The following is a 20,619-nucleotide window of genomic DNA, read 5'->3' as shown; positions in this document are numbered from 1 at the left end:
TGAACACAGGTAGCTCCAACGCACTGACGGCAGGCGCATGGCAGTCGCGCCATGCTCGTACGGACTCGCTGTCGTCATATGACAGGCAAAAAAAGGCCCCGCTTATCCGGGGCCTCGAATCCTGCTTGCGCGGCAACCGAAGCCGGCAACGGGAAGAGCGTCAGCGCGCCTTCAGGGTGAACTTGCTGAAGGCAACGCCCAAATCCCAGCCTTCGCCCTTGCCGGCCAGCGCCAGCGACACTTTGCCGTTGGTCATGGCTTGCGCGTTGGCGGACCTCACGGTGCCGGCATGCGCTTCGGCGGCCGCATAGCTGCCCAGCACGTCGCGTATGTTCCTGACTTCGGCGAACTCGCCAAAACCATTAGTGATCTTGGATTTGCCGACGGTAAGACCGCCGCCTTTGGCCGTGATCTTGACCGGGAGGCTCTGACCGTTGCTGCAGGTCACTACACCGGTACCGGAAGTGGTCTTGTAGAAGATCGACCAGCTTGAAGAACTGAAGGTCAGCTTGCAGGTCATGTTCTGCGCCGCTGCGGGCAGGGCCGTCAGCGCAAGGCCGAGTGCCAGCACGCCGCCGAAAAGAGTCTTGTGCATCGTGTTTCTCCATGAGAAAGCATTTGAACGGGGATGGCCGCGAAACCGCGGCCATGTGCCTGTAATGCAACTACAGATCGCGACGCGATGCTAACGCCCGTGGATTAACCGCGCGTAAAAACCAGACCGCCGCCGCTGGCCCCTACCCGGATGGTGTCGCCGCTGGCGAACTCGCCCGCCAGGATCTTCTGCGCCAGCGGATTCTCCAGTTGCTGCTGGATGGCGCGTTTGAGCGGACGCGCTCCGTACACCGGGTCGAAGCCTACGTTGCCCAGCAATTGCAAGGCACTGTCTTCCAGTTCGATCCGCAGCCCGCGTTCGCCCAGGCGCTTCTCCAGACCTTTCAACTGGATCCTGGCGATCTCCCGTATCTGCGCCTTGTCCAGCGGATGGAAAACCACGATGTCGTCCAGCCGGTTGATGAACTCCGGGCGGAAGTGCGCCTGCACCACACCCATCACCGCGGCCTTCATCTGCGTGTAGGCCTCGGCCGACTGCACGTCGGCACCGCCGTTGTCGGACATGTCCTGGATCTGGTGCGAGCCCAGGTTGGAGGTCATCACGATGACGGTATTGCGGAAATCCACCGTGCGGCCCTGTCCGTCGGTCAAACGGCCGTCGTCCAGTACCTGCAGCAGGACGTTGAACACATCGCTGTGCGCCTTCTCCACTTCATCCAGCAGAATCAGTGAGTACGGCCGGCGACGCACGGCTTCGGTCAGATAACCGCCCTCCTCGTAGCCGACATAGCCCGGAGGCGCACCGATCAAACGGGCGACGCTGTGCTTCTCCATGAATTCGCTCATGTCGATGCGGATCATGGCGTCGCTGCTGTCGAACAGGAACTCGGCCAGCGCCTTGCACAGCTCGGTCTTGCCCACGCCGGTCGGGCCCAGGAACAGGAACGAGCCGGTGGGACGGTTGGGATCGGACAGACCGGCGCGCGAACGGCGCATAGCATCGGATACGACCTTGATCGCTTCCTCCTGCCCCACCACGCGCGTATGCAGCTGCGATTCCATCTTCAGCAGCTTCTCGCGCTCGCCTTCCAGCATCTTGCTGACCGGGATGCCGGTCCAGCGCGACACCACTTCGGCGATCTCCTCGGCGGTCACCCGGTCCTGGACCAGCTTGAAATCCTTGCGGTCCACTTCCTGGGCGTTCTGCAGCTGCTTTTCCAGCTCCGGCAACAGGCCGTACTGGATCTCGCTCATGCGCGCGTAGTCCTGGTGCCGCTGCGCCGCTTCCAGATCCAGGCGCGCCTGTTCGATCTGCTCCTTGATGCGCGTGGAACCCTGCAGTGCGGCTTTTTCCGACTTCCAGATTTCGTTGAGATCGGAGAACTCGCGTTCCAGCGATTCGATGTCGGCTTCCAGGTCGGCCAGCCGCTTCTGCGATTCGCTGTCCTTCTCCTTCTTCAGCATCTCGCGCTGGATCTTCAGCTGGATCAGGCGGCGTTCCTTGCGGTCCAGCTCCTCGGGCTTGGAGTCGATCTCCATGCGGATGCGCGAGGCGGCCTCGTCCATCAGGTCGATGGCCTTGTCGGGCAGTTGTCGGTCGGCGATATAGCGGTGCGACAGCGTGGCGGCGGCGACGATGGCCGGGTCGGTGATCTCCACGCCGTGATGCACCGCGTAGCGTTCCTTCAGCCCGCGCAGGATGGCGATGGTGTCTTCCACCGTGGGTTCGCCCACGAAGACTTTCTGGAAGCGGCGTTCCAGTGCGGCGTCCTTCTCCACGTACTTGCGGTATTCGTCCAGGGTGGTGGCGCCTATGCAATGTAGCTCGCCGCGCGCCAGCGCCGGCTTGAGCATGTTGCCGGCGTCCATGGAGCCTTCGGCCTTGCCCGCACCGACCATGGTGTGCAATTCGTCGATGAACAGGATTACCTGCCCTTCGGTCTTGGACAGATCGTTGAGGACCGCTTTCAGCCGTTCCTCGAACTCGCCACGGAACTTGGCGCCGGCGATCAGCGCGCCCATGTCCAGCGAGAGCACGCGGCGGTTCTTCAAACCCTCGGGCACTTCGCCGTTGACGATGCGCTGGGCCAGGCCTTCCACGATCGCGGTCTTGCCCACGCCGGGTTCGCCGATCAGCACCGGGTTGTTCTTGGTGCGGCGCTGCAGGACCTGGATGGTGCGGCGGATCTCTTCATCGCGGCCGATCACCGGGTCCAGCTTGCCGGATTCGGCGCGCTCGGTCAGGTCGATGGTGTATTTCTCCAGCGCCTGGCGCTGCTCTTCGGCGTTTTCGGACTGCACGCTCTGCCCACCCCGGACCTTTTCGATCGCGGCCTCCAGTTTGGCCTTGTCCGCGCCCGCCGCGCGCAGGGCCATGCCCAAGGCGCCCTTGTCTTCCAGCGCGGCCATTACGAACCATTCGCTGGCGATGAACTGGTCGCCATGCTGCTGGGCCAGCTTGTCGGTGACATTGAGCAGGCGGGTGAGGTCGTTGCCAATGGACAGGTTGCCGGCCTGGCCTGAGACCTTGGGCAGCTTGTCCAGCGCTTCGGTCAGGCGCTCGCGCAATACCGGCACGTTGACGCCGGCCTGGGCCAGCAACGGCCGGGTACTGCCATCGGACTGGTCCAGCAGCGCGGTCAGCACGTGCACCGGTTCGATCATGTTGTGGTCGCGGCCCACGGCCAGCGATTGCGCGTCGGCCAGCGCCTGTTGGAAACGCGAAGTGAGCTTGTCCATCCGCATCGGGATTACCTCTGGAAAAGGGTGGCCGGCGTGCCGGCAATGCTATCCAGATGCGGCTAAAGCGGCCGTGTTTCAAGGCAGGGCGAGACGCCCGTTGGGGCGGCGGAAGGCCCCCGAGAAGCTGGAAGTCGACCTCCCCCTTTGGAAAAGGGGGATCGAGGGGGATTTGCCTTTCGCGCAATGCAGGAAGCAAGAACAGGAGCAAAGTCAAAAGCAAATCCCCCGTAGCCCCCCTTTTTCAAAGGGGGCGGAGCAACAGCCTTCCTACTGAGCGTTCACGGAGTCCGCCTTGTCCTGCAGCGAAAGCAAACCAAGCAATATCGCAAGCGCCACATACGCACCGAAGAACTGCCACATGATCACCTTCGGCAGGTCCACCAGATCCCATGGGAAGTAGATGCCGCCACGCGGATCCACCGAATGGATGAAGCCGAACAGCGTCAGCGCCGCGCCGAACAGCAGCGCCAGCACAGCGTGACGCAGGCGCCCGTCGATCATCGCCACCAATGCAGTGGTCCAGATCATCGCCGTGATGATGAAACCGTTGCCCAAGGTCACGATGGTGGCAAGGTCCGGCAAACCATGCCCGTCCGTACCGCTGTAGAGCGCAGCGAATTTCTCCGGTGGAATCCACGCCGGGTTACCGAACTTGATGTTGAGCAGATACGCGATCGAAGGCAGGAAGCCCAGCGCCACCGCGATGGCGTGCTTGCGCGGGGTTTCGTTGAACGCCTGCACGGTGATGTCCAAACCCACGTAGACGATGATCGGCGCCAGCACCGCCAGCGGCAGCCATTGCACCAGGCCGGACACGTAACCCAGGATTCCACCCAGGCCGATGAACAAACCGGTCAACAATGTGTAGCCCGTGCGCGCGCCCATGTGCTTGTAGGCCGGCTGGCCGATGTAGGGCGTGGTCTGGGCCACGCCGCCGCAGAAGCCGGCGACCAACGTGGACACGGCTTCGGCCAGCAGCACGTCGCGGGTGCGATAGTCGTCGCCGGCCGCGCGTGCGCTTTCGCTGACGTTGATGCCGCCCACCACCATCAGCAGGCCGAACGGCAGCAGCAAAGGCAGGTAAGGAATGGTGGCCGGAAGCCCATCTATGAAACCGAGCGTGGGCAGCGGCAAGGTGAAGCTGAGCGGCACCGCTTCTGGCAAGGCGAATCCGGGTGTGCCCAGGCCGGCCAATCCCAACCCGTAGTAAAGCGATGTGCCCACGATGAAGGCCAGCAGCACACCGGGAATCTTCACCGGCAAGCGGCCCTTGGCCACCAGCACGTACAGCAGCAGGCCGAAGGTAACGAAACCGACGATGGGCGAGCGCAAGGTCTCAATCAGCGGCAGGAAGCCGAGCAATGTCAGCGCGGCGCCACCGATGGAACCCAGCAGGCCGGCACGCGGCACCATGCGCGTCACCGCATCGCCGAAGAACGAGAGCACCAGCTTCAAGACGCCCATCACGATCAGCGAGGCCATGCCCAATTGCCAGGTAGCGATGGCCGCCGCCTGCGGCTCCAGGCCCTGCTGTTTGAACGCGAGAAATGCTGGCCCCAGCACCAGCAGCGCCATGCCGATACTGGTCGGCGCGTCCAGCCCCAGCGGCATGGCGGTGACGTCGTTGCGACCGGTCCTGGCTGCCAGGCGCCGCCCCATCCAGGTGTAGATCAGATTGCCGACCAGCACACCCAGCGCGGTGCCGGGAAACATGCGCTGGTACACCACTTCGGCGGGGAATCCAAAGATCCCGATCAAGGCCATGGCGATGAAGCCCAGGATCGACAGGTTATCGACCACCAGACCGAAGAAGCCGTTGAGGTCGCCTGCTACGAACCAGCGGCGGGAGGGTGCGGGAGTGGAGGACATTCTTTGCTCGCGAATTGGCGGGGTCGTTGACTTTGATCTTGCTTCTTTTTTTGCTTTTTTGCGCCACAACCCCGTGAGCCGCGGCAAGCGGGGCAGGCAAACCCCGAAGGGGCGGCGCACAGGGATGTGCGCCGTTTTTGGAGCAGCAGGATGCTGCTTCCAAAAATTCCTGCCCCGCTTGCGGACCCGGCGGCTCTATCGCCGGGCGCGATGTTAGGGCGGCTTTCTTTTGGTTACTTTTCTTTGCCGTTCAAAGAAAAGTGACTCGCGCAAAGCGCGAAACGCTTCTGCTCTGATCGGATGGACCACGCCAAGAGCGCCCCCATCCGCCTTCGGCACCTTCCCCCGCAAGCAGGGGAAGGGTTTCAGTTCTGTTTCCGCGAACGTAAAGAAGGAAGTTGACGCCTCAGAACGACACTTCCGCCGCCTGCTTCGACCACAACACCGACTGATGCTTGGTCGCCTGCTTCCACGCCAACCGGATCGCCTCGATATCCGCAGTCCGTTGTGGCGTGTCTTCATGCAGAATCACCAGCACTTTAGTGCTCAACCGGTTCGGCTCCTTGGCCCCGCGGAACAGCCACTGGCCGTACGCGTCGAACACGGTCAGACCGTCGGGAAAACGCGGCGTCACCTCCTTGTCCAGGAACGCGCGCCACTGCGCCTCGCTGATCGGCTCGGCCTGCGGGCGGTCGGCCGGGCCGCTTTCCTCCCCCACACCGAAGTAAAGCTCGCTGCGCACCCAGCCCTGCGCCAACGCAGGCCGTGCCGCATCGCCCTGCAAAGTCGCCGATACCGCCGCCGGTGCCGAACCTGCCGGCGCCTGCGTGGCGCAAGCGCCCAGCGTCGCCAGTAGTCCAATGAAGGCGCTGCGTAACAGCATGCGGCGTAAAACCATGGGGTCGCTCCAGAAGAAGGTCCGATACTCTGATTTCATCTTACCCGCACCCGAAATAACCGTACGGCATGAGTTGATGCGCAAAGCGCATGCCCGGTCCCTGCCCTGAACCAGCTAATACAATTAAGGTATCCATATTCCCCGATATCTGCGCCCGCGACGACCGCCCATGATGCATTTCCCGTATCGCTGTACCGGCCACGATCCCGGCCACTGAGTACTTCGTCGCCCTGCGCCAATCGCTTCATCTTTCCGTAAACCCCCAGGAGTCTCCATGTCCCGCCCCCTCGCGACGCCGCTCGGCCTCGCCATCGCCCTTGCGCTCGCCAGTCCCGCCTTCGCGCAAGATGCCGTCGAAACCACGGCCGAAGCCACCAATCTCGATACCGTAATCGTCACCGGCACCCGTGCCACCGACCGCACGGTGCTGGAGTCCACCTCGCCCATCGATGTGCTGAGCGCCGAAGACATCCGCAAGGCCGGCGTGTTGAACGGCGAACTGGGCAGCGCCCTGCAGGCCTTGCTGCCGTCGTTCAATTTCCCGCGCCAGTCCAACTCCGGCGGCGCCGACCATATCCGCGCCGCGCAACTGCGCGGCTTGAGCCCCAACCAGATCCTGGTGCTGGTCAACGGCAAGCGCCGCCATACCAGCGCGCTGGTCAATACCGACAGCAAGATCGGCAAGGGCACCACGCCGGTCGATTTCAACGCCATCCCGGTCAGCGCGATCAAGCGCATCGAAGTGCTGCGCGACGGCGCCGGCGCGCAATACGGTTCCGATGCGGTGGCCGGCGTCATCAACGTCATCCTCAACGACGCGCCCGAAGGCGGATCGTACGAAGCCAGCTTCGGCGCCCACCACACCGATGTGGAGCCGATCGACGAAACCGTCACCGACGGCCAGACCAGCTTCGCCAGCGCGCAGGTAGGCAGCAGCATCGGCGATGGCGGCTTTTTCCGCGTCGGCCTGGAACTCAAGAACCGAGAAGGCACCAACCGCGCCGGCTTCGACCAGATTCCGTTCTTCGAGGAACAGACCCCCGACAACCTGGCCCTGGCCGGCAAGCGCAACTACACCCTGGGCGACGGCGAATCCAAGGCGCTCAATGCCTGGCTCAACAGCGCGCTGCCGGTCGGCGAAAACGCGGAGCTCTACGCCTTCGGCACCTTCAACCAGAGCGATACCCGCGGCGCGAACTACTTCCGCTATCCCGACGGCGTGGCCAACTGGAAAGAGGTGTATCCGGATGGCTACCGGCCGATCTCCATCGGCGAGAACCAGGACGTGGCCGGCGTGGCCGGCCTGCGCGGGCAATGGGGCGAGTGGGACTACGATGCCAGCCTCAACTACGGCCGCAATTCCTTCACTTATCGCCTGGAGAATTCGCTCAACGCTTCGCTGGGACCGGGTAGCCCGACCAGATTCAAGACTGGCGACTATGAGTTCAAGCAGGCGCTGGCCAACTTCGATGTCAGCCGCGGCTTCGATGCGGGCGACGACCACCACACCTTCGCCGCTGGTGTGGAATTGCGCCGCGAGGAATACGACACCGGCGCCGGCGACCCGGCTTCCTATGCCGCCGGCCCGTTCACCGACCGGCCGACCGGTTCGCAGGCCGGCGGTGGACTGACCCCGCAGGACGTCGCCCACCTGTCGCGCGACGTGTCCAGTGCGTACGCCAGCCTGTCCAGCAACTTCGGCGAGAAATTCACCACCGACATCGCCGCGCGCTACGAGCACTACGACGACTTCGGCGGCGAACTCACCGGCAAGCTGGCGGCGCGCTACGAATTCGCGCCCGCCTTCGCGCTGCGCGGCTCGGTGTCCAACAACTTCCGCGCCCCGTCGCTGAGCCAGATCGGCTACGAAGCCACTTCCACCGGCTACGACGCGTCCGGCCAGTTGCTGCAGGGCCGTCTGCTGTCGGTCAACAACCCCATTGCACAGGCATTGGGCGCCAGGCCGCTGGAGCCGGAGAAGTCGGTGAACTTCAGCCTGGGCTTCACCAGCAAGATCGGCGAGCACTTCGATCTGTCGCTGGACGTATTCCGCATCGACATCGACGACCGCGTCGCCCTGACCGAACGCATCAGCGGCGACGCACTGACCGAGTTCGTGGAGGAAGAGTTCGGTGTGCCCGGCGTGCAGAGCGTGAATTTCTTCATCAATGCCGCCGACACGCGCACCGAAGGCGCGGAGCTGGTGGCCAACTGGCGCCAGAAGCTGGGCAGCGGCGATCTGCTGCTCAGCGGCACCTACAGCTACGCCAAGACCGAGATCAAGCGCATCACCGCCACCCCGGCCGAGCTGACCGCGCTGGATCCGGACTACGTGCTGTTCGGCATCGAGGAAAGCAACACGCTGACCGACGCCGCGCCGCGCACCCGCGCGTTGCTGTCGGCCAACTGGAACAGCGACAAGTGGAACCTGCTGGGGCGCGTCAGCCGCCATGGCAGCGCCACGCGCGTGTTCAACTTCGGTGGGGGTTTCGAGCCGCGTCAGACCTATGGTGCGGAGTGGCAGCTGGATGCGGAAGTGGAATACCGCATTACGCCGAAATGGAGCGTGGCGCTGGGCGGACAGAACCTGACCGACGAATACCCGGACCGCTCCATCGACGACATCGCCTATTTCGGCAACCTGCCCTACGACGTGCTCTCGCCGATCGGCAGCAACGGCGCGTACTACTACTCGCGGATCCGCTACACGTTCTGACCCACGAGATGCGCTGGTATGGCGTGCGTAGGAGCGACGCAAGTCGCGAAGGAATTCCACGGATTTACATTTCCAATGACATCCGTTTCAGTCGCGACTCACGTCGCTCCTACGTCGCCCTACTTGGCATTGCGGCCTGCTCCACGCGTAGCCAACCCCGGTAACGCACCAGCAGGCCGATCATCGGCATCGCGGCGGCGACGTCGAAAAGATAGCGGCCGTCGGCTTCGGACTCGCGCGCCAGCACCTGCGCAAACCAGCGCGCGGGCAAGCGCAGGCCCAGCACCGTGATGCGCTGCACCCGCCAGACGATGCTGCCCTGCTCCACCGTCAGCCGGAATCCGAAACGCGCCAGGCCCAGCTGTTCGCACAGCAATCCGTCCCGTTCCCACAGGCGCGAGGGCATGGCGTGACCGCCGATATGGCGCGTCCACTTTTCGTCTTCACCACTTGCGTCCATCTCCATCTCCACCTCTACCTCACCCCGGCCCGCAGGCGGCAGGCGCGTGGCCCAGGCGAACAGGCGCGCTAACGGATTCCCGCCGCGCACCACTTCCACCTGTCCGTGGTAACGGCGATGGCCGCTTGCCGTATGCAGCGCCCTGACCGCAGGCGGCAAGGTTTCGAATTCCGCGCCCAGCACCTGCTGGAACAGGGCCGCGCTCACGGCTGCATCCACACCAGCGTGGCCATGCGTCCGGTTCTCGCATCGCGGCGATGGGAGAAGAAGCGTTGCGGATCGGAGATGGTGCACAGATCGCCGCCGTGAACGCGGGTAATGCCGAGCTTGGCCAGGCGTAGACGAGCGAGTGCGTACAGATCGACGCGCCAGTGGCCCGGACGCGTGGCGACGAAGGCGGTGGTTGCGTTTTCGTCTTGCGAAACGAATGCGTCGAACACTTCCGCGCCGATCTCGTAGGCCTGCGGTCCGGCGGCCGGTCCCAGCCAGACCACGATCCTGTCCGACGGCGATCGCATCGCGGCGACCGTGTTCTCCAGCACACCTGCGGCCAGGCCGCGCCAGCCCGCGTGCGCGGCGCCGATTTCGCTGCCGTCTTCGTTGGCGAACACGACGGGGAGGCAGTCGGCGGTGAGGATGGCCAGAACTACGCCAGGGGTGGAGGTAGCGGAGGCGTCGGCGATGGGTTCCACCCCCTCCCCTGCGACGGCAGGGGAGGGATGGGGAGGGGTTGCGTCAGGTGCACGTGATGCTGACAGCACCCCCTCCCAACCTCCTCCTGCCGTCGCAGGGGGAGGGGCCAAAAACCGCAGTACCTCAGTCCCATGCACCTGCCGCAGCCAATGCGGAACGGAAGGCAGTTCGAAGCGCTCGACCAGCTCGACACGATTGCGCTCGACCGTCGACGGATCGTCCCCGTCGGCAGCGGTGCGGTTGCCCAGGTTGAAGTGGTCGAACGGCGGCAGCGAATTCCCCGCACCGTGGCGTAGCGTAGTGAAGGCGCGCACGTTCGACGGCGCCGGCCACTGCGCCCATACCGCCGCGTTCATCGCTGCTTCTGCGCCTCGCCGTCGGCGCGCAGCGCGGCAAGCAGGTTGAGCATGTCCTCGGGCACGGGCGCCGACACGCGCAGCGGTTCGCCGGTGGCGGGATGCTTGAACTCCAGAATTTCCGCATGCAGCGCTTGGCGCTTGAATCCGCGCAAGGCGGCGATGAGTTCTTCGGTCGCATGCTTGGGAAGTTTCAACGGACCGCCGTACAGCGGATCGCCGACGATGGGGTATTTGAGGTGGGTCATGTGCACGCGGATCTGATGCGTGCGGCCGGTTTCCAAACGGCATTCCAGCGCGGTGTGCGCGCGGAAACGCTCGCGCAGGCGGTAGTGGGTGACCGCGTCGCGGCCCTCCTCGCGCACCGACATGCGGATGCGGTCGCGCGAATGGCGGTCGATCGGCGCGTTGACCGTGCCGCCGGAGACCATCGAACCAACCACGATGGCCAGATATTGGCGATGCACTTCGCGAGAGGAGAGCTGTTCGACCAAGGCGGTGTGCGCCGGCAGATTGCGCGCCACCACCATCACTCCGCTGGTGTCCTTGTCCAGGCGGTGGACGATGCCGGCGCGCGGCACCAGCGACAGCGACGGGTCGCGGAACAGCAGCGCGTTGACCAGGGTGCCGGTGGGATTGCCCGCGCCCGGATGCACCACCAGCCCGGCGGGCTTGTTGAGCACCAATACATCGGCGTCCTCGTACAGCACCTCGAGCGGGATGTCCTCGGGCAGCGCATGGGTCTGGGTGTCCAGCACCACGCCCAGGCTGGCGGTCTCGCCGCCGCGCACCGAATCGCGCCCGCGCACGATTTCGCCGTCCAGGCGGGCGTCCCCGGACTTGATCCACTCGGAGAGCCGGGTACGCGAGTATTCGGGGAAGAGTTCGGCCAGCACCGCGTCGAAACGGCGGCCCGCGGCGCTGCCGGGGACCACGGCGGTGCGCAGGGTGGTGTCGTCGGACGAATCGTCCGGGAGGTCTATCTGGGTGGGTTCGGTCATGCTTTGCAGGCGGCACGTTGGCCGCACGTTCATGGCTTGGGCAGCGCCTAGGCTATCATCGCCGTTCCGAATTCCCTGCCGCGGCCTCCGCCAGCCCATGACCCAGCGCCCCACGACCCGTTCCCCCGCCGCCCGCCCCGCTTTCCTGCGCATCGTCGCCCTGATGCTGGTGGTGGCCTTCACCGGTACCGGCTGCGGCAAGTTCTTCAAGAAGAACAAGGATTCCGTCGAAGGAAAGCCGGTCGAGGAAATCTACGAGAAGGCGCACGCCTCCATGGTTGGCGGCAACTGGGACCGGGCCGAAATCACCTTCCGCCAGCTGATCGCCCAGTATCCGTACGGTCCTTACACCGAGCAGGCGCTGATGGAAACGGCCTACGCCCAGTACAAGGCCGGCAAGATGGACGACACGGTTTCCACCATCGACCGCTTCATCCGCACCTACCCGACCCAGCGCAACGTTCCCTACATGTACTACCTGCGCGGCCTGGCCAACTCGGGGCGCGACACGGTGTTCCTGCAGAAGGTGTGGAAGCTGGATCCCAGCCGCCGCGACCTGGCCACGCCGTTGCAGGGCTACAACGACTTCAACCTGCTGGCCGAGCGCTACCCGAACAGCCGCTATGCCGCCGATGCGCGCCAGCGCATGATCGCGCTGCGCAACCTGTTCGCGCGCCACGAGCTGGACACCGCGCTGTACTACCTGCGCCGCGACGCCTGGGTATCGGCCGCCGCCCGCGCGAAGTTCCTGCTGGAAACCTACCCGCAGAGCGAATTCCAGAACGACGCCGTCGCCGTGCTGGGCGAGGCCTATACGCACCTGGGCAACGAAACCCTGGCCGCCGACGCCCGCCGCGTGCTGCAGCAGAACGACCCGCAGCATCCCTGGCTGAGCGGCGACTGGCCGGACTACCCTTCCCCGATCCGCAAACTCAACCCGTTCGCCGGGGAGAAATCAGCGGTGGATATGAAGAAGAAGGATTGAAGAGAAGGGGCCGCAAGGCCCCTTTCTTTTGCTCCCTTCTCCATCGGGAGAAGAGCCTGCCCCGTACTTGATACGGGGTGGCGCGAAGCGCCGGATGAGGGAAGGAGAATTCCGGCCTGCGTGAAGTCGATTGCGAACTGATAACGCATTCCCTCATCCGCCCCCGTATCAAGTACGGGGCAAGCTCTTCGGGGACCTTCTCAGCCTTGCACACCCTGCGGGCGCCAGTGGGAGAAGGAAAAAACCCTCATCCCGAATACTTGTTGCTTATCGGATACCGCCGCTCGCGTCCGAATGCGCGCCGCGACACCTTCGGTCCCGGCGCGGCCTGGTGGCGTTTCCATTCGTTGATGCGCACCAGCCGCAGCATCCGGTCCACCACGTCCGCGTCGAATCCGGCCGCGACGATCTCGTCCCGCGACTGCTCCTGGTCCACATAGCGCAGCAGGATCGCATCCAGCACGTCGTAGGGCGGCAGGGAATCCTGGTCGGTCTGGTTTTCGCGCAGCTCGGCCGAAGGCGGACGGGCGATGACCGCTTCGGGGATCACAGGCGCGCCGCCGACGGTGTTGCGCCAGCGCGCCAGCGCGAACACCTCGGTCTTGTACAGATCCTTGATCGGCGCATAGCCGCCGCACATGTCGCCGTAGATGGTGGCGTAGCCGACCGCGTATTCGCTTTTGTTGCCGGTGGTCAGCAGCAGTCCGCCCAGCTTGTTGGACAGCGCCATCATGATCACGCCGCGGCTGCGCGATTGCAGGTTCTCTTCGGCGGTGTCGGCCTGGCGGCCCGCGAAAACAGGCCCCAGGGCCTCGATGAAACCCTTGAACGGCGCCTCTATCGGAATCGTCTCCAGCCTCACGCCCATCGTCGCGCATTGTTCGGCGGCCAGGTCGTTGGAAAGATCGGCCGTATAGCGCGAAGGCAGCCGCACTGCGGTGACGTTGTCCGCACCCAGTGCGTCGACCGCGATCGCCAGCACCAACGCCGAATCGATGCCGCCGGAAAGCCCCAGCCATACTTTCGAGAACCCGTTCTTGGCGCAATAGTCGCGCGTGCCGCGCACCACGGCGCGCCAGGCCAGCCCGTCGCGGCTTTCGTCCGCTTCGCATGGCCATTCCAGCGGAGTGAACTTGCGCGTATCCGCGTCGTAGTCGGCGATCAGCCAGTGGTCCTCGAACGCACGCGCCGCCGAATGCACCAGTCCGTCGCCGTCGGCCAGTACTGAAGCACCGTCGAACACCAGCGCATCCTGCCCACCCACTACGTTGAGATAAGCCAGCGCCACACCGGTTTCGCTGACCCGCTGCGCCAGCAGAGCATCGCGCTGGGCATGCTTGTCGCGCTCGAAGGGCGAAGCGTTGGGCACCATCACCAGCTGCGCGCCGGCATCGCGGGTTTCGCCCAGCGGCTCGGCGAACCACAGGTCCTCGCAGATCACCAACCCGACCGGCACCCCGGCTACTTCGAACACGCAGGCGCCGCCATCGGGATCGACATCGAAATAACGGCGTTCGTCGAACACCGCGTAGTTGGGCAGCTCGCGCTTGCGGTAGGTGGTTTCCACCCCGCCATCGCGCAACACGCTGGCCGCGTTGTAGACCACGCTGCCCGCCGACTGCGGCCAGCCGACCACGGCGACGATTCCCTGTACCGAAGCGGCGACTCGCTGCAGGGCGGCTTCGCAGTCGCGCAAGAAACCGGGGCGCATCAGCAAGTCTTCCGGCGGGTAGCCGCTGATCGCCAGCTCGGGAAACAGCACCAGATCGGCGCCATGCGCATCTCGCGCCTCGGCAATCATCGCCGAGATGCGTTCGGCGTTCTGGGCGACCGCGCCGACGGGGAAATCGAACTGGGCGAGGGCGATGCGGAGGGTCATGGTGCTGACCCGTTGCTCGCAATCGGTCCCGCACTTTCTAGAGCTTCGAGGATCACGGCTAGTACCACCTGCTGTTGGCGCAAGGCGTCATTGTTCCAGAAACGGAGGACGCGGTAACCGTTTGCCTGGATCCAGCTTGTCCGTGCGGAATCGCTGGCACTGTCGGCATGCTGGCTGCCATCCAGTTCGATCACCAGCTTCCGTTCGACACAGGCGAAATCGACGATGTAGGGGCCAATGGGATGCTGGCGGCGGAATTTGCAACCCAGTAGTGCTCGATTACGCAGGTGATACCAGAGTGACGCCTCAGCGTCGGTCATCTGGCGGCGGAGTTGCCTTGCAAAACGGGTCTTCTGTCGTTCGCGCATCCTTGCGCTCCGGTGTGGCCGGACTACAGATTACGGACAAGAGAGAGCCAGGGATGTAAGGAAATGCCGCGCCCTCACCCCTGCCCCTCTCCCGCAGGCGGGAGAGGGGTTCTTCGTTTTGGTGACGACGCCCCCGACCCAATCCGAACGTTCGCTGCAAACCAGATAGCAACCCTTCTCCCGCCTGCGGGAGAAGGTGCCCGAAGGGCGGATGAGGGCGCTTTTGCACCAGACAAACAAAAGGCCGCACAAAGCGGCCTTCTGCTGCAAACTTTAGCGATGAAACTTACTTCTTCACCAGCTTCGCGATCGCCGCACCCAGATCCCCCGGCGAACGCACCGTGACCACGCCCGCCGCTTCCATCGCCGCGAACTTGCCCTCTGCCGTACCCTTGCCGCCCGACGCGATGGCACCGGCATGGCCCATGCGCTTGCCGGCCGGGGCCGAGGCGCCGGCGATGAAACCGACCACAGGCTTCTTGACGTATTTGGCGATGTATTCGGCGCCTTCTTCTTCGGCCGAACCGCCGATCTCGCCGACCATGATGATGCCTTCGGTCTGCGGGTCTTCGTTGAACAGCTTCAGCGCATCGACGAAGTTGACGCCGTTGATCGGGTCGCCGCCGATGCCGATGCAGGTGCTCTGGCCCAGGCCCACGTCGGTGGTCTGCTTGACCGCTTCATAGGTCAAGGTGCCCGAGCGCGAGACGATGCCGATCTTGCCCGGCAGGTGGATGTGGCCCGGCATGATGCCGATCTTGCACTCGCCCGGGGTGATGATGCCGGGGCAGTTGGGGCCGATCAGGGTGGTGTTCGGATAGCCTTTCAACGTGTTCTTGACCCGCAGCATGTCCAGCACCGGGATGCCTTCGGTGATGCAGACGATCACGCGGATGCCGGCGTCGGCCGCTTCCAGGATGGCGTCTGCGGCGAACGGCGGCGGCACGTAGATCACCGACGCGTCGGCGCCGGTGGAGGCGACCGCTTCACGCACGGTGTTGAACACCGGCAGTTCGATATGGGTGGTGCCGCCCTTGCCCGGGGTCACGCCGCCCACGACCTGGGTGCCGTATTCGACCATCTGGGTGGCGTGGAAGGTGCCCTGCTGGCCGGTGAAGCCCTGCACGATGACCTTGGTGTTCTTGTTGACCAAAACGCTCATATTGAAAATCCTTTGGCTCTTTGTAGGAGCTGCGCAAGCTGCGACCGGAAACCATCGACGATCACGGAATTATCCGTAGGCCCTGGAATCCATGGTCGCGGCTCACGCCGCTCCTACAGGTAAGTTAGGTCAGGCGGCGACGGCAGCAACGGCCTTCTTGGCGCCGTCGTTGATGTCGTCGGCGGTGATGATGGCCAGGCCCGAATCGCGCAGCAGCGCCTTGCCCGCTTCCACGTTGGTGCCTTCCAGGCGCACGATCACCGGCACCTTGACGCCCACGTCCTTGACCGCGGCGATGATGCCTTCGGCGATCATGTCGCAGCGGACGATGCCGCCGAAGATGTTGACGAAGATCGCCTTGACCTTGTCGCTGGACAGGATCAGCTTGAACGCGGTGGTCACGCGCTCCTTGGTGGCGCCGCCGCCCACGTCCAGGAAGTTGGCCGGCTCGCCGCCGCTGAGCTTGATTACGTCCATGGTGGCCATGGCCAGACCCGCGCCGTTGACCATGCAGCCGATGTTGCCGTCCATGGTCACGTAGTTGAGGTCGTTCTCGCTGGCCAGCACTTCGGTCTCGTCTTCCTGCGACTTGTCGCGCATGGCCACCAGGTCGGCGTGGCGGAAGGAGGCGTTGTCGTCGGAGTTGACCTTGCCGTCGAGCACGGCCAGGTTGCCGTTGGTGAGGATGGCCAGCGGATTCAGTTCGACCAGGGCCAGGTCCTTCTCGTTGAACAGCTTGTACAGGCCCAGCATGATCTTGCTCAGCTGGTTGACCTGCTTGGCGTCCAGGCCCAGGGCGAAGCCCACTTCGCGGGTCTGGTAGGGCTGCAGGCCCTGCACGAAGTTGACGTCCAGGGTCTGGATCTTCTCCGGGGTTTCGCGGGCGACGGTCTCGATATCCACCCCGCCTTCGCTGGAGGTGATGAAGGTGATGGCCTGGCTGGCGCGGTCCACCAGCACCGACAGGTACAGCTCCTTGGCGATATCGGTGCCTTCGGAAATCAGCACGGTGTCGATGGGCAGGGCCACGCCGCCGGACTGGTAGGTCTCCATCCGGGTGCCCAGCATCGCCGCGGCGTACTGCTTCACTTCGTCCAGGTTCTTGGCCAGCTTGACGCCGCCGGCCTTGCCGCGGCCGCCGGCATGGATCTGGGCCTTGACCACCCAAAGGTCGCCGGGAATGGCTTTTGCGGCCTCTACCGCTTCTTCCGGCGTGCGCGCGATGCGCCCGGCCGGCACCGCAATGCCGTATTCGGCAAACAACTGCTTCGCCTGGTATTCGTGAAAGTTCATGCGTCACCGTATTTGGAGGAACAGAACGCACCGCGCGCGGGGTCCGGGCTGGCCGGAGGGCGCCGATGGGCCGCCCATTGTCCTCCACCCCGTGCTGCGGTGCAAAACCGACCTTCGGCTTAGGCCAGGGCCAGCATTGGGAATAGGCCCTGGTTCCGGACCGCCACGCACTCCCTATACTGTGGCCTTCGCCGTCGGGAATCCCCCGCTTGACGCAGCGCCCTTCGATCATCTCCCACCTGGAATCCGCGCCTGCGCGCGAACTCTATTTCTTCACCCTGTACCGGGTGCTGGAAGCCGGCATCCTGGCCGGGCTGCTGTTCAGTCCTCTTTCCGGGATGCTGGGAGAATCCGAGGCCCCGATGCTGGGGACCGTGGTCACGGCTTTCTATCTGGTCTTCGCCGTCCTGATGATGCTGTTCGGGCGCAAGACGCGCTGGCTGACTTCTCTGGTGCTGACCGGCGCTTGCGTGGATATCGTGGTGGCGGCGCTGATTACCCATGCCTTGCCCCAGGCCACCGCCGGCGTCGCAATGCTGCTGCTGTTCAACGTGGCGGCCGCTGCGCTGCTGCTCTCCTTCCGCTGGGGAATGGCAGTCACGGTATTGGCGCCAGTGGTCATGTTGATCGAATTCGTGTGGAGCCTGGACAATGTCGAACGGCCCGTGGCCGAACTCATCATGTTCGCCATCAGCTACCTGGCGGTGGGCTACCTGGCCAGCCGGGCCGGCCAGCGCACCCGTTCCAGCGAGGCCCTGGCCGACCAGCGCGGCCTGGAAGTGGCCAATCTGTTCGAGGTCAACGAGCTGATCATCCGCCGCATGCGCACCGGAGTGCTGGTGGTGGACGCCGATAACCGCATCAAACTGGCCAACGAAGCCGCTTCCCTGCTGCTGGGCGACGGCAGCGAAGGCGAGAACGACGGCCACGGCATCCATCTGCCGCAAGTCGCCCCGGAACTGGCCCGCCGCCTGCAGCAATGGCGCAACGGCTGGCAGAACGACGAGACCCCCCTGCAGCTTTCGCCCGACCAGACCGAAGTGCAGCCGCGCTTCGCCCGCCTTTTGGCTGGCAGCGAGCTGTCGCTGGTATTCCTGGACGATGCCAGCGTGGTGTCGCGGCGGGCCGAGTCGCTGACCTTGAGCGCGCTGGGCCGGTTCTCGGCCAGCCTGGCCCACGAGATCCGCAACCCGCTGGCCGCGATCAATTACGCGGTGCAGCTGCTGGAGGAATCCAAGAGCATCATCGACGGCGACCGCCGCCTGCTGCAGATCATCCACCAGCAGTGCCAGCGCACCAACGGCATCGTGGAAAGCGTGCTGGGCCTGGCCCGCCGCGAACGCGCCAGCCCGGAGCATGTGGACCTCAACGGCTACGTGCGCCGTTTCGTCGACGAATACCAGCAGAACATGTCCATCGAGACCGACAGCCTGGAGACGGTGATCGGCGCGCGCGCAGTGCCCGCCCTGGTGGACCTGCGCCACCTGCAGCAGATCCTGACCGTGCTGGTGCACAACGCCCTGAACTACGGCCGCCTGCCCGGCGAACCGGCGCGCGTGCGGCTGAGGGTGTTCCAGGCGGACAACCGTCCGATGATCGATGTGCTGGATCGCGGCCCCGGCATCCCCGAAGCCGTGGCCGCGCAGCTGTTCCGCCCGTTCTTCACCACCTCCGAGCACGGCACCGGGCTGGGCCTGTATATCGCCCGCGAACTGTGCCGCGCCAATCAGGCCTCGCTGGAATACGTGGCGGTGCCCGGCGGCGGCAGCTGCTTCCGCGTCACCCTGCCCGGCCCGCATTCGTTGCTGCCCGCATGACCCGCCCTTGTAGGAGCTGCGTAAGCTGCGACCGTGGTCTTCGGTCCTGCGGTATAAGGCCCACCAGCCCCATTGCAATGGTCGCAGCTTACGCAGCTCCTACAACGGCGCTGAACAGTTACACTTCTTGCACAGGGGATTGTGAGGGACCCGAATGAGCGAAAACCGCAGCGCCCTGATCGTCGACGACGAGCGCGATATCCGCGAGTTGTTGACTTTGACCCTGGGCCGCATGGGTCTGCGCATCGACACGGCCGCCAACCTGGGCGAAGCGCGCGAGCACCTGTCCCGCAACACCTACGATCTCTGCTTCACCGACATGAACCTGCCCGACGGCAACGGTATCGAGCTGGTCGGCGACATCAGCCGCCTGTATCCCCGCACGCCGGTCGCCATGATCACCGCCTTCGGCAATGTCGAGCTGGCGGTGGAGGCACTGAAGGCCGGCGCGTTCGATTTCGTCAGCAAGCCGGTGGATATCAGCGTGCTGCGCGGCCTGGTCAAGCATGCGCTGGAACTCAATAACACCGAGCGTGCCCCGGCCCCCCCGCCCCCGCCGGAACAGGCCAGCCGCCTGCTCGGCAATTCGGCGCCCATGGGCACGCTCCGCGACACCATCGCCAAGGTGGCCCGCAGCCAGGCGCCGGTCTACATCCTGGGCGAATCCGGCGTGGGCAAGGAGCTGGTCGCCCGCACCATCCACGAACAGGGCGCCCGCGCGGCGGGTCCTTTCGTTCCGGTCAACTGCGGCGCCATTCCGGCCGAGCTGATGGAAAGCGAGTTCTTCGGCCACAAGAAGGGCAGCTTCACCGGCGCCCATGCCGACAAGACCGGTTTGTTCCAGGCCGCCAATGGCGGCACCCTGTTCCTGGACGAAGTCGCCGAGCTGCCGCTGCCCATGCAGGTCAAACTGCTGCGCGCGATCCAGGAGAAGGCAGTACGCGCGGTCGGCGCTTCGCAGGAAGTCGCGGTCGATGTGCGCATTCTGTCCGCTACCCACAAGGACCTGGGCGACCTGGCCAACGACGGCCGTTTCCGCCACGACCTTTATTACCGCATCAATGTGATCGAACTGCGCGTGCCGCCCCTGCGCGAACGCACCGGCGATCTGCCGCAACTGACTTCGGCCATTCTGGCGCGCCTGGCCAACTCGCACGGCCGCAACGCTCCGCAGCCGACCGCCGCAGCCATCGGCGCCCTGGCGGCCTACAGCTTCCCGGGCAACGTGCGCGAACTGGAGAACATCCTGGAGCGCGCCATGGCCATGGCCGATGGCGACCAGATCGATGCCGCCGACCTGCATCTGCCGCAGGGCAATGGTCATGGCGGGCGCGGCGCGCCTGTCGAGGTGCCGGCGCTGGCCGACGAGGCGCCGCTGGCCGGCATCGATCCGGGGGCGGGCGCGCTGCCTTCTTATATAGAGCAGCTGGAGCGAGCGGCCATCCAGAAGGCGCTGGAAGACAATCGCTGGAACAAGACCAAGGCTGCGGCGCAGCTGGGCATCACGTTTCGGGCGCTGCGCTACAAATTGAAAAAACTGGGGATGGAATAAGACCGGCGGATCGCATCGGAGAATGTGACCGTCGTCGAAAATGGCCTGTTACCGGCCAGCAAAACCGACCCTCAAGGTCACTAACTGACGCAGAAAGTCACTTCGTCAGGGTATTGGAAGCTTGTTCCGGGGGAGAACGGAACCGGCGGCTCTTTTTGGATGTGCCAGCGGTCAGAACCTTCGATTGGCACGTTTCCTGCGACATTCCCCGAGCACGTGGCACGTTTCACCACGGCGCCCACGGTCCATACCAAACTTATGGGACACGGGGCT

General features: G+C 64.7%; 15 protein-coding genes. 4 read left to right on the top strand and 11 right to left on the bottom strand.

Annotated elements, in window-relative coordinates; genetic code table 11:
- Positions 1-160: 160 nt before the first annotated feature.
- The 4 genes from BLR66_RS12620 to BLR66_RS12605 all read right to left on the bottom strand — a co-directional run bounded on the left by BLR66_RS12620 (position 161) and on the right by BLR66_RS12605 (position 6,049).
- Positions 161-595 carry a hypothetical protein gene (locus BLR66_RS12620; protein ID WP_093286986.1) on the bottom strand — a complete coding sequence of 145 codons (435 nt, stop codon included), beginning with the start codon at positions 593-595 and terminating at the stop codon, positions 161-163.
- Between the two features lie 104 nt (positions 596-699).
- On the bottom strand, positions 700-3,300 hold the full coding sequence (gene clpB, locus BLR66_RS12615; protein WP_093286982.1) for an ATP-dependent chaperone ClpB: 2,601 nt from the start codon (positions 3,298-3,300) through the stop codon (positions 700-702).
- A 264-nt stretch (positions 3,301-3,564) separates the two neighbouring features.
- The gene (locus tag BLR66_RS12610; protein WP_093286977.1) at positions 3,565-5,166 is read right to left on the bottom strand and encodes a SulP family inorganic anion transporter; all 1,602 of its coding nucleotides are present in this window, start codon (positions 5,164-5,166) and stop codon (positions 3,565-3,567) included.
- Between the two features lie 406 nt (positions 5,167-5,572).
- A complete protein-coding gene (locus tag BLR66_RS12605; RefSeq protein WP_093287891.1) occupies positions 5,573-6,049 on the bottom strand; it encodes a DUF3574 domain-containing protein in 477 nt (158 codons plus the stop codon).
- 289 nt (positions 6,050-6,338) lie between these two features.
- Here BLR66_RS12605 and BLR66_RS12600 point away from each other — a divergent pair, with 289 nt between their 5' ends.
- Positions 6,339-8,780: a TonB-dependent receptor plug domain-containing protein gene (locus BLR66_RS12600; protein ID WP_093286974.1), complete on the top strand. Its 2,442-nt coding sequence runs from the start codon at positions 6,339-6,341 to the stop codon at positions 8,778-8,780.
- Between the two features lie 109 nt (positions 8,781-8,889).
- Here the strand turns inward: BLR66_RS12600 and BLR66_RS12595 are convergent, their stop codons facing one another.
- Genes BLR66_RS12595 through rluD form a run of 3 tightly spaced genes read right to left on the bottom strand, consistent with a single transcriptional unit; the run spans position 8,890 to position 11,290 of the window.
- On the bottom strand, positions 8,890-9,447 hold the full coding sequence (locus tag BLR66_RS12595) for a DUF4166 domain-containing protein (protein WP_255402533.1): 558 nt from the start codon (positions 9,445-9,447) through the stop codon (positions 8,890-8,892).
- Positions 9,444-10,289 (bottom strand): peptidoglycan editing factor PgeF, encoded by an 846-nt coding sequence (gene pgeF, locus BLR66_RS12590; protein WP_093286966.1) that lies wholly within the window; start codon positions 10,287-10,289, stop codon positions 9,444-9,446. The genes BLR66_RS12595 and pgeF overlap by 4 nt, the downstream gene beginning before the upstream one ends.
- A complete protein-coding gene (rluD, locus tag BLR66_RS12585; RefSeq protein ID WP_093287887.1) occupies positions 10,286-11,290 on the bottom strand; it encodes a 23S rRNA pseudouridine(1911/1915/1917) synthase RluD in 1,005 nt (334 codons plus the stop codon). Before rluD ends, pgeF begins: the two co-directional genes overlap by 4 nt.
- Positions 11,291-11,387: 97 nt before the next feature.
- Here rluD and BLR66_RS12580 point away from each other — a divergent pair, with 97 nt between their 5' ends.
- On the top strand, positions 11,388-12,275 hold the full coding sequence (locus tag BLR66_RS12580; protein WP_093286962.1) for an outer membrane protein assembly factor BamD: 888 nt from the start codon (positions 11,388-11,390) through the stop codon (positions 12,273-12,275).
- A gap of 247 nt (positions 12,276-12,522) precedes the next feature.
- On the opposite strand, the gene BLR66_RS12575 is transcribed toward BLR66_RS12580, so the two are convergent.
- From BLR66_RS12575 to sucC, 4 genes are all read right to left on the bottom strand, one after another.
- Complete coding sequence (locus BLR66_RS12575) at positions 12,523-14,154, bottom strand: NAD+ synthase (protein ID WP_093286957.1); 1,632 nt, start codon at positions 14,152-14,154, stop codon at positions 12,523-12,525.
- Positions 14,151-14,522 (bottom strand): endonuclease domain-containing protein, encoded by a 372-nt coding sequence (locus BLR66_RS12570; RefSeq protein WP_093286954.1) that lies wholly within the window; start codon positions 14,520-14,522, stop codon positions 14,151-14,153. The genes BLR66_RS12575 and BLR66_RS12570 overlap by 4 nt, the downstream gene beginning before the upstream one ends.
- A gap of 286 nt (positions 14,523-14,808) precedes the next feature.
- Complete coding sequence (gene sucD / locus BLR66_RS12565; RefSeq protein WP_093286949.1) at positions 14,809-15,684, bottom strand: succinate--CoA ligase subunit alpha; 876 nt, start codon at positions 15,682-15,684, stop codon at positions 14,809-14,811.
- 129 nt (positions 15,685-15,813) lie between these two features.
- Positions 15,814-16,977: an ADP-forming succinate--CoA ligase subunit beta gene (sucC, locus tag BLR66_RS12560; RefSeq protein WP_093286944.1), complete on the bottom strand. Its 1,164-nt coding sequence runs from the start codon at positions 16,975-16,977 to the stop codon at positions 15,814-15,816.
- Between the two features lie 209 nt (positions 16,978-17,186).
- Here sucC and BLR66_RS12555 point away from each other — a divergent pair, with 209 nt between their 5' ends.
- Together BLR66_RS12555 and BLR66_RS12550 are read left to right on the top strand one after the other, a co-directional pair.
- Positions 17,187-18,794, top strand: coding sequence for a sensor histidine kinase (locus BLR66_RS12555; RefSeq protein WP_093286940.1), 1,608 nt, complete (start codon positions 17,187-17,189; stop codon positions 18,792-18,794).
- 154 nt (positions 18,795-18,948) lie between these two features.
- Positions 18,949-20,346: a sigma-54-dependent transcriptional regulator gene (locus tag BLR66_RS12550; protein WP_093286935.1), complete on the top strand. Its 1,398-nt coding sequence runs from the start codon at positions 18,949-18,951 to the stop codon at positions 20,344-20,346.
- Positions 20,347-20,619: the final 273 nt, after the last annotated feature.

The sequence above is a fragment of the Pseudoxanthomonas sp. CF125 genome, assembly GCF_900104085.1.
Lineage (GTDB): Bacteria > Pseudomonadota > Gammaproteobacteria > Xanthomonadales > Xanthomonadaceae > Pseudoxanthomonas_A.
Note: the sequence above shows the minus strand (reverse complement) of the source record. Positions and strands in the feature narration are given on the sequence as shown.

Bases quoted from the DNA above. Each gene is read 5' to 3' on its own strand.
- BLR66_RS12605 (WP_093287891.1), bottom strand. From the start codon at position 6,049: ATGCTGTTACGCAGCGCCTTCATTGGACTACTGGCGACGCTGGGCGCT.
- BLR66_RS12575 (WP_093286957.1), bottom strand. From the start codon at position 14,154: ATGACCCTCCGCATCGCCCTCGCCCAGTTCGATTTCCCCGTCGGCGCG.
- sucD (WP_093286949.1), bottom strand. From the start codon at position 15,684: ATGAGCGTTTTGGTCAACAAGAACACCAAGGTCATCGTGCAGGGCTTC.
- pgeF (WP_093286966.1), bottom strand. From the start codon at position 10,289: ATGAACGCGGCGGTATGGGCGCAGTGGCCGGCGCCGTCGAACGTGCGC.
- BLR66_RS12570 (WP_093286954.1), bottom strand. From the start codon at position 14,522: ATGCGCGAACGACAGAAGACCCGTTTTGCAAGGCAACTCCGCCGCCAG.
- sucC (WP_093286944.1), bottom strand. From the start codon at position 16,977: ATGAACTTTCACGAATACCAGGCGAAGCAGTTGTTTGCCGAATACGGC.
- BLR66_RS12600 (WP_093286974.1), top strand. From the start codon at position 6,339: ATGTCCCGCCCCCTCGCGACGCCGCTCGGCCTCGCCATCGCCCTTGCG.
- BLR66_RS12620 (WP_093286986.1), bottom strand. From the start codon at position 595: ATGCACAAGACTCTTTTCGGCGGCGTGCTGGCACTCGGCCTTGCGCTG.
- BLR66_RS12550 (WP_093286935.1), top strand. From the start codon at position 18,949: ATGAGCGAAAACCGCAGCGCCCTGATCGTCGACGACGAGCGCGATATC.
- BLR66_RS12610 (WP_093286977.1), bottom strand. From the start codon at position 5,166: ATGTCCTCCACTCCCGCACCCTCCCGCCGCTGGTTCGTAGCAGGCGAC.
- clpB (WP_093286982.1), bottom strand. From the start codon at position 3,300: ATGCGGATGGACAAGCTCACTTCGCGTTTCCAACAGGCGCTGGCCGAC.
- rluD (WP_093287887.1), bottom strand. From the start codon at position 11,290: ATGACCGAACCCACCCAGATAGACCTCCCGGACGATTCGTCCGACGAC.
- BLR66_RS12580 (WP_093286962.1), top strand. From the start codon at position 11,388: ATGACCCAGCGCCCCACGACCCGTTCCCCCGCCGCCCGCCCCGCTTTC.